Origin of the sequence: Microcoleus sp. Pol1C5 (assembly GCF_036701115.1) — a bacterium.
In the GTDB taxonomy this organism is placed as follows: Bacteria; Cyanobacteriota; Cyanobacteriia; order Cyanobacteriales; family Microcoleaceae; genus Microcoleus.
Window position 1 is genome coordinate 1 of the sequence record NZ_JAUBQE010000034.1, and the last position, 13,225, is coordinate 13,225.

Annotated in this window: 6 protein-coding genes and 1 pseudogene; 6 read left to right on the top strand and 1 reads right to left on the bottom strand. The window is 45.3% G+C overall.

Annotated elements, in window-relative coordinates; translation table 11 throughout:
* Window positions 1-81: 81 nt before the first annotated feature.
* Window positions 82-267, bottom strand: a pseudogene (locus QUA23_RS19010) (DUF790 family protein); the annotation flags it as partial.
* 241 nt (window positions 268-508) lie between these two features.
* On the opposite strand from QUA23_RS19010, the gene QUA23_RS19015 reads away from it, so the two are divergent.
* The 6 genes from QUA23_RS19015 (at window position 509) to QUA23_RS19040 (ending at window position 13,224) form a co-directional block, all read left to right on the top strand.
* The gene (locus tag QUA23_RS19015; protein ID WP_333078930.1) at window positions 509-2,017 is read left to right on the top strand and encodes a restriction endonuclease-related protein; all 1,509 of its coding nucleotides are present in this window, start codon (window positions 509-511) and stop codon (window positions 2,015-2,017) included.
* The gene (locus QUA23_RS19020; RefSeq protein WP_333078931.1) at window positions 2,007-5,420 is read left to right on the top strand and encodes a pPIWI_RE_Z domain-containing protein; all 3,414 of its coding nucleotides are present in this window, start codon (window positions 2,007-2,009) and stop codon (window positions 5,418-5,420) included. Before QUA23_RS19015 ends, QUA23_RS19020 begins: the two co-directional genes overlap by 11 nt.
* 2 nt (window positions 5,421-5,422) lie before the next feature.
* Entirely contained in the window at window positions 5,423-8,707 is a 3,285-nt protein-coding gene (locus QUA23_RS19025) for an RNaseH domain-containing protein (protein ID WP_333078932.1), read from the top strand.
* Window positions 8,708-9,615: 908 nt separating this feature from the next.
* Complete coding sequence (locus QUA23_RS19030; protein WP_333078933.1) at window positions 9,616-10,029, top strand: hypothetical protein; 414 nt, start codon at window positions 9,616-9,618, stop codon at window positions 10,027-10,029.
* 296 nt (window positions 10,030-10,325) lie between these two features.
* Window positions 10,326-11,705, top strand: coding sequence for a tetratricopeptide repeat protein (locus QUA23_RS19035; RefSeq protein WP_333078934.1), 1,380 nt, complete (start codon window positions 10,326-10,328; stop codon window positions 11,703-11,705).
* Entirely contained in the window at window positions 11,677-13,224 is a 1,548-nt protein-coding gene (locus QUA23_RS19040) for a CHAT domain-containing protein (protein ID WP_333078935.1), read from the top strand. Before QUA23_RS19035 ends, QUA23_RS19040 begins: the two co-directional genes overlap by 29 nt.
* The last annotated feature ends 1 nt before the right edge of the window (window position 13,225 follow it).

Sequence of the window (13,225 nt, forward strand, 5' to 3'; positions counted from 1 at the left end):
TTAATTGGGTCAACAGGTAAAAAATGAGTAAAATTACTCATTGACAACTTTGGTTTTAGCTTAACTTGTGAGTAATGCCTTTCAGCAGGTGCGATAATCCAGGCTGTCGCCTTCTAACTCTAGCAAGCGTCCGTCGAGTTCGCCTTGGCTTTTGCCGATCAACTCTTGAAAGCGGTTTATTGTTTTGGTAGCTGCTTCTAAATTTTTAGCATCTATCTTTAGGCTGAGAGGAATAATTGATTCTCCGTTTTGGCGGTGGCTTAATAAATCAGTGGGTAGCTTTTGTTAATAGTTTTTTATTTTTAACCGCTGATTAACACTGATTAACGCTAATGAGGGGTTTTGTTTAGTTATACCGCTTTTGGAATCTTTGCTGTGGGAAGCTTTCAGGGCAAATAACCCATTTTTAACCGGTTTGTCGCTATAGGCCGGAAAAACTTGTTGACATTTTAATTTACATCGTTTAGTGTAAACATATAAAATGTAAAACGCTAGGTGCTGTACAGTCATGGACTTTGAGGATATTCGTCAGTGGCAGGGAACTGCTGAGGCGATCGCCAAGGAACTTAAGCGCCAAATTGAGCAGCTTGGGTTGTCTGTGGAACCGCCTGCGGTTCGGACTGTCCGGCTGTGGAGATCGAAGCAGCTCTTGTCGCAACCCAAAGGGCAAGAATTTAGATTTCGCCAGATTTTGGAGGGATTGGCAGTGGCGCTGCTGCTGAAGCGGGGCTGGACACTGGCGGCGATCGCTCAAGTTTTACCCTCATTCCCGGACGCAACTTTGGAGCAACAAATTCTTGCCGAGGCTGATGGTCAAGACCCAACCTGGTTGCCACAAATGCAAACAACGACATTGCCATTACCCACAGGACACGCCAGCACGATCGATCTGGCTGAAGATACTGTTATATTGCTGGCCCAGGGAATTCTGCGACAGTACACAAGAATTCTCAATCGAGACATCGTTCGCCAAGACGATACTATGCCATCGGAACTTTATCGGGCTATGTGCAAGTTGGGCAGGCTATATATCGAATCCGGACAAAGCGATCGCGCGGCTTGCGTGCATACCGTTTTGGAACGTGCTAGATATCCCCTCGATCAGTGGGAATTAGATATTTTTTGTCACGCCGATTTTGACTCTGGTCAAGTAATTCTCATCGATCCAGACTTGCGAGTGCCAACCCCAGATTGTGCAGTAATTGCCAACAGTAAAGGTACTTTTGGCGAAGATAATATCATCGAACACCGCCTGTACCAACGGTTGCGCGAGGCAACTGAACGATTGGGGATTCGCCACCAGCACAAAGCTTATACGGCTTTGCGATCGCTATTTGGCCGCCGATCGCTCATCGGAGAACACCAACTCTTAGACTACTTACGTGACAACGATTTAACCCCTTTACAGGGAATGATTGTTGACACCTTTTTTGATAGCGTGCCGGATGTCTGGTTAATTGACGGACACGCTCATCGCTGCGCGTATTGCGGTACGCTGATGCGCCTCTATCCCAATAAAGAACTTTTTCCCGATGGGCGATGTCCGATTCGCCAATGCCTCGGTCACAACTCCTCAAAAGCAAAAGTTTCGGAGAAATTAGACCCAAACCAAGACCGCTTGCTCATCGCCCAGCCGCAAATTTTAACCTATTGGACTGGGCCGGCGATCGACGAATTAGCAATTTTTGATGCAGCCATAAAAAACGGACTCGATGCCGAACTTTACCCAGAATCAGACCAGTGCGATATCGGAATTAACCGTCGCAATATTGGTATTGATGCTAAATCATACACCAGTCCTGTCTCTCTTGCCTTGCGCCTCAATCGCAGCATCGGCGGGCTGGTTCACTACCGCCGCCGCATCATTGCCGTCAGCGACCAATTAATTGAGGAGCGGCCAGATTACCTCTCTACTTTCCAGTCAGTGCTCGATAAAAAAGGCGATGCTGCTACTCTGGCAATTCTGTCTGTTTCACAAGTCATTGAGTTGTTAAAGAAAATCAAATATGAGAATTAAACCGGATTTCTGGACGGGAATAGATCGCATTTGCTGGCTGTGTGTCTTGATGGCAGAATTTATCGAGACTAATTCCCTAGAATATGCCCCTTTAACGATATCGGGAATGGCTAGTATCATCAATGCACCCGCGTTGGCAAAAGCCCGCCAAGCCATTTTCAATATGCGCCTGATGTCGCTGGCTTACGTGACAGAACAGTCAGTGAAACACGCAGTTGCTATTTATAACGATCGCCACTACCGCAACAAAACTCAAGGAACCTATAAAATTAACTTAGAAACACTTCACTTTGAACGCACAGATCCCCTAGAAGACCCTTTAATTGCCAAAGCGCGTCAAATTCTGGGCCAGCCTTTAGCACACCAATTTTACAGCGCCACCTTTGCCGATCCCCGCCAGCAAATGGCCGTTGCTTTAGGTGAAGAAACAACAGCCGCGAGGGTGCCAATTGGGCCGATCGCAGCCCCGCTTGCACCGCGCCGCACCCATTCCCTCGCTCGCTTGCCGAAAGCAAAAATCCGCATTCCCCTTGCGGAACTGTACGAGTTAGCAGTTGAGATGGATGAACGCGAAGCAAAACACCCAGAAAAAAGACGGGGTAGCTGGGTACAACGGTTTGAACATTTTGCACTTAAGGTGCCAGAAAGTGGTAAGGGTTTGCGGGAAGAAACAGTCATCGAATTAGAAGGCATCAAGCACTTAATTGGACTGCCTGGATCGGGCAAAACAACTTTGCTCGTATTAATAGCGGTGTGGTTGGGAAAACGGGGTTATAAAGCGATGTTTGTGTTTCCCTCTATTGAAGTTGCCAGACAGTACATGGCAGAACTAGCATTTCATGAAATTAAAGTGGGAATGCTAGTCGGTCAAAGCGATGGAACTCGCCGCCGACACGCTGACAATATTGCCGAGGCGATCGCAGCATCAGGGGGAAATGGCGGCTTTGCCTATAGTTTGGAACAGGCAGAAACTTTTGGCTTAAATTGCGTCTTGCCTGCGTTTTCAAATGCTGATACTTCGATGTGGGAATTTGGTAAAGCACCCTGCAATGAAATTTTACAAAGCGGTGGCAAAAAAGGGCAAATGAAAAAGTACCTTTGTCCGGTTTGGACGATGTGCGGCCGCCACAAAGCACCCCGGGATTTGCTAGATGCTGATATTTGGGTCGGCCACGTTCTCTCAATGGATACTGAAGTTCCACCTCATGCTATTCGCGATCGCATTCGTTATTTTGAATTAATTGCCCGGACCTTCGATGTCGTAGTTTTTGACGAAGCAGATATGGTGCAATCAAATCTGGATGCTTACGGTGCTGCAACTTTAAAACTTTCTGGGGCGAAAGAATCTATCCATTTAGCCATTCAAGAACAAATTCACAATCGTTTTGCTCGTGGCGAAAATTATCGATTGTTCGATCGAGATGTAGAACTTTATAGCCGCGACCTAGCAGAATTTGGCAATCACAACACATCGTTAATTACTGCAGTTCAAAATATGCCCTCATCGCGAGTCGGCAAACGCTATGAGAATCAGTTATTAACCGTTCTGAGAATAGTCAGCGATTTGTTGGATGGCTATGAGAAAACTTCTAAACGCGATCGCCTTGACGAAGAGGAAGTCAAACAGGGATTTAGCAAAAGTCGAGCCTTGAAAGAATTCTGGGAAACGGCTGCTTACCATGCTTTTTACGATCGCACTGGCATTGAACCGCACGATCGGCTCAACCTGGATCTGTGCGCTCAAAGGCTGGGAATAAACTGCGACAGCCTCAAACAGCAGTGGGAAACTCAGATTCGTTATTTTCGCCGCTATTTAGCAGAGAATCTGATCGAACGGCGCGACAAAATTGTCAAAGAAATTGCCGAATTGTTTTTGCCTTTGTGTTTTAAGGATGGCACTGCATCAGGCGAAGCTCAGGATACAATTACCTTACTTGTTTGCGTCACTTTCGTGATTTTAGGCTATCAGCGGATCGTACCGGAAACGAGAACAATGGTAGCAGAAGGACTGATTCGGGAACCGATTGTCGAATCAACGGCAACGCCGGAACTGCGAACACTGATTCCTGAGAATATTTTGGGGTCTTTTTCGGGCGTGAAATACAGTTTCAAATCGGCACCAACTACTCGAATTCAAGCCCGCAATGTAGAACTGTCTTATATCATTTTTGTGGGCGCGCCTCGGATGTTAATGCACCGTTTTCATCAGTTATTTGAAGCAGATGGCGAACTTACAGGGCCGGCAGTTTTAATGACTTCCGCTACCTCATTTCTCGAAGCAAGTCCTGCTTATCACATTAACTCGGGGCCGGATTATCTGCTGCAACCGCGCCAAACAGAACACGATCCAAAAAAGAGCATTTACCGCTTCAAATGGCTGCCAGATCGCGAACGGGGCGATGAACCTCTCCGATATAGCGGTGCAGGCGAACTGCGCGATCGCAATTTAGAAAAAATGGTAGAATGGCTTGTGCAAGGAGGAAACAAGAAATCTGAAATTTACAAATCTATCCGCAAATTTGACCTGCAAAAGGGTATTTACCGCAAAGCAGCCTTAATTGTTAACAGCTACGAACAAGCTCGGAACGTTAAGAAATTTATCAACGATTACCATCCAGAAATCGGCAAACGAACCAAAGCAGTTGTTAAGTTTCTCAACAACGGAGAGCAACCCACAGATTTTGTTACCACGGCTCAGTGCGAGGCTTTAGGAGATGATGAAACTTGCGATATTATCATTTTTCCGATGTTGGCGATCGGTAGAGGCGTAAATATTGTTTTCACCAAAGGCCCCAGGAAACTCGATGCAGCCATTGGTACAATTTATTTCCTCACCCGTCCCCACCCCACGACTGACGATACACAACTTTTGTACAGCCTAGCCGGAAAAGCTACCCAAGAATTTAACAGTCGAGTTTTTACTGAAGCAGAAAACTTGCCAGCAATTTCTAATACTTGGAAACAGTCGAGAAAACACCTCTGGAAAACGGCGAACCTGCTGTTGCGCGAACCTCTCATGGCTAGCCGTTTGGGTGAAGATTTATTTAAACCGTTTACGGCAAATCAGATGGTGGGAATTTTGCAAACTATCGGGCGCGGGATGCGAAATGGGTGTCCGGTACAAGTTTACTTTGTCGATGCAGCTTGGGCTATTAAATCTACTAAAAATGAACCTGACTCCGGGCGGGACAGTATGCTAGTTCAGATGCGAATTATTTTAGAAGAATGCCTCAAGCATCCCGATCCAGTGATTCGAGAAATATATCAAGAACTTTACTGGGCATTTCTTGATCCCTTGCGGCGCATTGATGGCGTAGTTTACCCGCCAAGTTTACGGAATTCAGAAGGTTTGACAGAGGAAGAAGACGATTTTGATGATTTTTCACCTTTATTGGAGATGTAACCATGAACGACGAAATTTTTGACAAAATTGAATTCGATGATGACGGCGAAGCAAAGGAAACTACTATTATTGGAGATGCAACCATGAACGACGAAATTTTTGACGAAATCGAATCCGATGATGACGAAGAAACTGAAGCGACTGTGCTTTCAGATACCCTTTACATTCCTCTCGGCAAGCCCAAAAGTCTGAAAGAGATTCCCCTAGCTTTTACCGTGCCAGATAACATCGAGCCAGTAACAGTCAAAGGATTGACGCTAGGTTGGACAAAAGCTGCTTTGCATGAGCTTTCGACCATCCAAAAAGCTATTTGCAAGGGTGATTCAACAATCAAAAATCTCCCTTATGCCTCGCTGCGAGGTTTGTTAGAAGTAGGACTTGACAGTGCCGCACGGCTTCAGTCAAATGTAGGTTTGAGTAACTATTCGTTGAATCCTCAAAGTGTAAATGAGCCTGAACCATTTGCTTACTTAAATTGCGAAAATTCTCAAGAAATCCAGAAAGCGTTACGCCCCATTATTAACGAGTGGATGATAAATTTTATCAAACCTTTTGCTAAAAAAGAAGAGGGGCTATTGGAAGTTATCGACCGTTTGGAAGATTTCCATGAGAAACAGGAGTTGCTAAAAATTACTGTGTTAAAGTCTCATGTTTTACCTTGGAAGTGGTCAACAGCAACAGGAACAACTCAGGGAAAGAATGATGATTATCGTGCGTTAGTCGATTATGCAGCTCGTGCGATCGCGGGAAAAGAGATTTTTCAGGGGCTAGGAACAATGAAGCGGGTTATTTCCAGCAGTGGTAGCCTCACAACTGGGATTGCAGAATTGATTACCGATCCCATTACTCTACCCGACACTACAGGAACATTCAGTCTGGTGGTACGCTTAGAAGTTGTAACCTATCCTTCTTTGCACCAGCCTTTATTGAAGATAGATGTTTCCAAACGCCGCTGGGTGGGTCAGTTAAAACCTGCACGTTATAACTCAGCAGATATTAGCGGTTTTGTCTTTTCTCAAAACTACAGCGATCGCGCTTTTAGCTACACAGTGCTTTCCCAGTCGGAAAAACAGGAGAAAAATCAGCAGGACAAAAAGAAAAAGTGGTTTTGGGCGATCGATAAAGATTTTGAAGCATTGCGTGGCAAGCTAAAACTCCCGCTGAAAACCCCTAACGGTCAAAATATTGATGGTTCCCAAATTGCTTTGAGTCAAGCTTCAACAGAACGCTGTCAAGTAATGTTAACTTACCGCAACGGACTGCAAGAAGGAAAACACGAGATTGATGCTGGTGTACCGGAGATTGATAAATTAGAAGCTTTTGAGGCGATCGCCAAAATTCTTGAACCTATCGGTTTTAAAGCTTTTGATAATTACTCTCCTGTAAAATTTAAGAGAGGTGAAAGCCACAAATTAGATGATGCAGCTTCACGCATGATTAATTTGCCTACTCTGTTAGGTGCTGCTTTAGAAGTTCTCGAAAAAGACGACTGCTATGATTTGACTCCCAAATATCTAGAAAGCTTTGAGGACAATGAGTTAAACAGCTTGCTCACTAAACACCTTGATACCAATTTAGATAATATTGCAAAAGGCAGAAAGACCCTTAAATTGGTTTGTCAATTAAAAGAACTCAAGGCGATGATTCAGGCAAACCAGGAAGCTATGCGTCGGCTATATCCTAACGAAAGACTGTTGCTTGTTGTCTTTTACGAAGAACAATGCCAAACCGAAATAAAACTGCTGCAAGCAATGATTCGCGTTCTCTGGGGTGGTGCGATCGAACTCATTGCTAATCGTTTGCCAGCAAACACTCACGGGCCGAAAGAGTCATTGTCAGGTGCAAATTTGAAACCGAAAGAGCGATCACAAAACCGCATAAAAGCCTGGGACTCGATCGTCCAACAACTGGCTTTACGCAAACAGCGCACTTTTTGCCTCGTAATGGCGCCGGAATGGTATCCAAACAATAAACATGACGATTCGGTGAATAAACCATCATCCCGTCAAGCACTGGCTAAAATCGCCGGTTCTTGCGTGCAGTTTCTGCTACCAATTGAAAAAACTAAGGAGAAAAATATTCTCAACCTCGATAATTTTTCCCATCGAGTGCAAGCTGCTCTAAAAGACTTACTTTCTGCTCATTCTGGTCGCATTGATGATGTCAAAGAAAAGGTTGACAAATGGCTAAAAGATACTCCTCAAGAAGCCAGACCAAAAGAAATTATTGGGATTACGATCGTCCGCAAACAGAAAGGTCGCACTCGCGGCTCTATTGAGAAGACATTTTTACCAGTTGCTATGCGTCTCAACGTGGAGACAGGCGAGTGCGAACTGTGCTGTGCTTATGAGAAGGCTAATAATTTACAAATCAGTCCTTGGAGCAAGTTTTCTGATGCGATCGCCTTCATTTCCCAAATCTCCCCCGTGAAACTGGCTGACAAAGAAGATGTGCGTCGGAATCGTTTCATGGAATTTGTCAAGCAGATTATTTCCCATTCTGTAGAGGAGGGAAATCAACCATTAGTTACGATCGATTCTTCCAACTGCGTGAAACTTTGGTCTTGGCTTGCCGATTCTAAAATGAATGCAAATCAGATTAATTTTGAAACCAAGTCGGGAAGCCCCTTGCACGAACATATGGAGCAAGAATGGAAAGGCGCGCGGATAATTCGGATTCGCCAAGATATTGCCCCTGGAATTATCGATAAAAAAGTAAGAGATTTTGCGGAAACTTTTCGGGAAGATCCGCGAACAAAAGAAGAATTAACTTCAAATTTTGAAATTCCATCTGCCTCCAGTGCAATGAAGTTATTTCGGCTAAATCCAACTAATCAAAACAGCGAAATTAATCAAACTGGTTGTGTTGCTTACCTGTCTGTAGGACGTAAAACACTCCATAAAGAATCGCGCGGTCAAAGTTGCTATTGCTCGACACAAATTAGTACAGTTTTCAAAAGCAAAAAAGAGGATGGTTCGCTTGAAATAGTTTTAAATAAAGCTGGATTAGAGGTTCACAAAATCGGAAGCCGTTCACCTTATATCGGACAATTGCCAACTCCTAATCCCCTTGAGATTGTTGTTACCTTGCGACAAGAAAATGACAATCCCGATCGCCTTGCTTCCCTTGTAGAATCTCTGCGCTATAGTTTCGGTCACTACAGCGACTGGTCGAGTTTACCTGCTCCCCTGTTCTTCGAGCGTGTCGTGCGAGATTACATCAGCGAATTTGCGATCGTCGAGGATGAAGAGATGGAAGAGGAATCTGACCTAGAACAAATGACTTAGACAGGACTTACGCAATGGGCGAACCGCAGACCAATTGATAGATTTTGACTGACATTATATATCATTGTTTTTAGCATCAATAATTAGGCGGAGAGGAATAATTGATTCTCTGTTTTGACGGTGACTTAATAAATCAGTTGGTAGCATAAGCAGTGAAAAGTTTTACTCAATTTTTTGTTAAACAATCACCGTAATTCCCCTAAGTTTTCCCTCTTCAGTCAAGATTTGGTTAGTCCGAATTCGCCGATCGCAACTGACGAGATTGATGGTTTCCACGGAACTTACCCCGCACAAGGGGTAAGTTCCGTCTGAAACGATTGCGAGATGAGACTTGCCCGGAGCGTCCAAGTCTTTTACATGACTACAATCTCTTACAACCCTTATGTGGCAGGGTTTTTGCTTAAATTCATCAGAGAACAATACTCTGGACCTAAATATTAAGAAAATCTTAAATACATGACTACGGTTTGTCGGCAGTCAAGTCGCTAAAACCGAGACGGGACAAAGAATACAGCCCCCAGAACTACCCCCGCAGGGGGTAAGTTCGGTTTATTCCAGATTTATTAAGTACAGTAGCAGCTTGTAAACTCGTTTTTGAAGTGCTTAGTATTCACTCCTTCAAGCGCAGTAGAAAGTAAAACATCCACCATCATAGTAGTGGTTGACAAGAACTGACGTAAAAAAGCTTTCAGTTATGACCACCATAATTCGCTCGAATTAAACTCAGGAGAATAGGATGATACATTCAAGATACATAAGTTGCATTGTCAATAATCTAAATTATTATGGTATTTTAGCTATCGTACGATAAAACATTCTCAAAAATCTAATTCTGCTTAAATTTTTCAGCAGCGTTGGTGAACTGAGATATGATTTGGCTCTCACCGCTGATGCATGGGAGCGTTGACATGAGCACCAAGAAACGCAAACCACTTGCCAGCGCGATGGAAGAATTTGTCTTCGGTACACAGGAAGCTGCATCACCACCAACACCAGAAGTTGTACCACCAGCACCAACGCCCACAGCATCGCTAAAACCAGAAACTGCATTGCCCGCAACACCACCGTTCGCTTTACTGCCAATGACCCAACCACCGCTGCCGGCAGCATCAGCACCAGGCCCCGTACCTATTCAATCAAAGGAGCCTAGTTTAATGAGTAAACTGCAAGCACCCGATAAAGAAGCAACGGTCAGGTTTACTGTGGATATGTCCGAAATTCTGCACCGTAAACTGTCGATGTTGGCAGCAAAGACAGGGCGCAAGAAAGTGGATATTGTGCGGATGCTGTTGGAGGATGGATTGAAGGAGGTTGAGGGATAGGGGCGATTATGTTATCTTTTAACCTAGCCTTGTCAAGGTGAGATAGACGTATTTACGTCATTCTAGCTGTTGGCGATTGGTAATCAATCTTTTATTGCTGAGCATTGTGAAAAAGAATCAGATGATACCAATAGCGAAATTTTAAGAGCTTGAGAGCCTGCTTCATCATCTAGACGCGTCCTGGGTGCTTTAACCAGATTTCCCTCCCTCCATTCGGTGCAACGAAAGTTTCAGCAGATTCTACAGCCGTTTCAATCTTTTTTTTATTGGGCAGCAGTTTGTGCGATAGGTCAGTAATGAACCCTAAACTCCCCTATACCTCTAATCCCGAAGCATATCTCGACTTCCTCCAGTTGATTCTCAAAACTGTTGCTCAAAGTGATCGCAACCCCCAGATTGTCTACTCCCTGCTGCAAGCCAATCTGGATAAACTGGATGAGTTTTTGGCGCACATCCTGCAAGCTTGGGCATTGTCAACCTTGCCTCAAGCAGATCCAGAGATTGCTAGGGCTATTACAGAAGTAATCGTTAGCTTTTGTATCTTGCTCAGGCAGTTTCCGCTAGGTGACAAAGCCAGCCACCTTGAGATTATTATTACCAGACACGAAATAGCTGGTAATGTCTTTACTCGCAAAGAATTTCCCCGCGATTGGGGCATTGCCCAAAATAACCTCGGTAACGCCTACCTTTACCGCATTCATGGCGATCGCGCTGAAAACTTAGAGATGGCGATCGCTTACTTTCGCAGGGCGCTGCAAGTCCGCACTCCAGAGGCTTTTCCGACTAGCTGGGCAATTACTCAAAACAATTTAGGTGAAGCTTACCGCAATCGTATTCTAGGCGACCCCGCTGAAAATTTGGAAGTGGCGATCGCGGCTTTCCAAGGTACTTTGCAAGTCTTTACTTTAGAGGAATTTCCTCTAGATTGGGCAACCGCTCAAAACAATTTGGGAAATGCCTATCGCAACCGCATCTTAGGTGATTTGGAAGAAAATCTGGCTCAAGCAATACAATGCTTCCAGTACGCCTTACAGGTGTTTACCCCAGAAACCGCGCCTCAAGATTGGGCGATGGTTCAGAACAATTTGGGAAATGCTTACCTTTACGGCGTTCGCGAACACTACACCCAAGACTTGCCAAAAGCGATACGGTGTTACGAGCAAGCTTTAACTTTTTACACCGAAGAGTCTTTTCCTTTGGGTTGGGCGCTTGCCTGCAACAATTTAGGCATCGCCTACCTCTGTAACTCCGAGGGTAATATAACCGAAAACCTAGAGCAAGCCATCCATTATTTCCAACAAGCAGTCCGAGTTCGCACTCCAGAAGCATCTCCAAAAGACTGGGCAATGACTCAAAATAATCTGGGGGCAGCTTATCGAGATTTGGGTAAAGTTAATGAAGCGATTCATTGCTTTGGGCAAGTTTTGGAAGTCTATCAACCCAGTGATTTTCCGGTTGAGTGTTTGACAGCAGGGCGCAATTTGGGCAATTTGGCGTTTGGGGCGAATCGATGGACGGAAGCGATCGCGGGCTATAGTGCTGCTATTGACGCTGTAGAACAAAGCCGCAGTTGGGCAAATACCGACAAACGCAGGCAGGAAATTTTATCGGCAGCGATCGATCGATGTTTATGCCAAGATGGTGCAAGTGTGCATCAATACCGATCGGAGCGATAGCGCTTTGCAATATGTCGAACGCAGCAAAGCCCGCAATTTAGTCGAACTTCTAGCTGCACGCGATATCTACCCCAAAGGTAACATTCCGCAAACAGTCATTGAGGAATTGGCTCGGTTGCGGCGAGAAATTGTCGCAGAACAACGCCGGATTGAGATGCGATCGGAAGTCGGTCAGATAGCCAATCTGGAAACGTTACCCGCTCTATCTGCCTCCCAAGATTCTCGCACCTACCTGAACCAACTCCAACAAGAACTAGACGAACTAATTCGGCAAGATATCCAACCCCACGACGATACTTTCAGTCTGACTCAAAGAGTTGAACCCGTCACCTTTCAGCAAGTACGAGATTTGCTCCCCAATTCCCAAACGGCGCTGATTGAGTGGTATATTGCCGAGGATACATTCCTTGCCTTTATTGTTGCGCCGCACAGTCAAACACCTTTGGTCTGGCGATCGTCCGCCCAAGACTATCAAGCACTGATGACGTGGATTAGCATTTATCTCACGACCTACTACGATAATAAGGAGCAGTGGCAACTCGCTCTAACCGAGAAACTTCAACAACTTGCTACCATCCTAAACCTAGACTATCTCCTTTCTCTTATCCCCTCAGACTGTTCTCAACTTATTCTCATCCCCCACCGATTTTTGCATCTGTTTCCACTTCATGCCTTGCCTGTGGGAGATGGGAATTTGCTCTTTACAACTGAGACGCAATCTTCTCATACTCCCTGCTTGATAGACAGGTTTCTCGGCGGCGTGCGTTATGCTCCTAGTTGTCAGCTATTGCAGTTAACCCCAAACTGGAAATGCACGAATTTCAGCCATCTATTTGGGGTGCAAAACCCTACCCTGGATTTAGCATACAGCGATATTGAGATGGCAATTATTCGACAGACTTTTCATCCCCATGCGGAGATTTTGGTGAAAGCAGAGGCGCGGAAGGAGGCGATCTCCGATCGATGTCTGCAAGCTGCTCACTGCGTCCACTTTGCCTGTCACGGCATTTTTGACCTAGAATCGCCTCTACGCTCTGCCCTGGTGCTGGCAGGTGTCGATCTGAACGAGCTTGAGTTGGAACGCTGCCTGACGCTGGGGGAAATTTTTGGACTAAATCTGAGCCAGTGCCGTTTGGTGACGCTTTCTGCTTGCGAGACAGGTTTGACCGATCCGACTTCTCTCAGCGATGAGTACATCGGTTTGCCCAGCGGATTTTTGTATGCAGGAAGTCCCAGCGTCGTCAGTTCGCTGTGGACGATTAGCGATATATCTACGGCTTTCTTGGTAGCCAAGTTTTACCAAAATTTGCAACAGGGGTCATCTGTCGCAGTGGCACTTAATCAGGCTCAACGCTGGTTGCGAGATGCTACTGGCGATGAGTTACAACAGTGGATGGAGGAACAACAGTTGCCCTTGAATCCAACACTGAAGATTTCGCTGGCACGACGGTTCCGGCAGAATCGAGAGCCGTTTCAGTCTCCTTTTTATTGGGCAGCATTTTGTCCGATTGGGCAGTAAT

What these genes read in the sequence shown, in the direction of transcription:
- QUA23_RS19020 (WP_333078931.1), top strand. Translation starts at nt 2,007, where the DNA reads ATGAGAATTAAACCGGATTTCTGGACGGGAATAGATCGCATTTGCTGG.
- QUA23_RS19015 (WP_333078930.1), top strand. Translation starts at nt 509, where the DNA reads ATGGACTTTGAGGATATTCGTCAGTGGCAGGGAACTGCTGAGGCGATC.
- QUA23_RS19035 (WP_333078934.1), top strand. Translation starts at nt 10,326, where the DNA reads ATGAACCCTAAACTCCCCTATACCTCTAATCCCGAAGCATATCTCGAC.
- QUA23_RS19025 (WP_333078932.1), top strand. Translation starts at nt 5,423, where the DNA reads ATGAACGACGAAATTTTTGACAAAATTGAATTCGATGATGACGGCGAA.
- QUA23_RS19030 (WP_333078933.1), top strand. Translation starts at nt 9,616, where the DNA reads ATGAGCACCAAGAAACGCAAACCACTTGCCAGCGCGATGGAAGAATTT.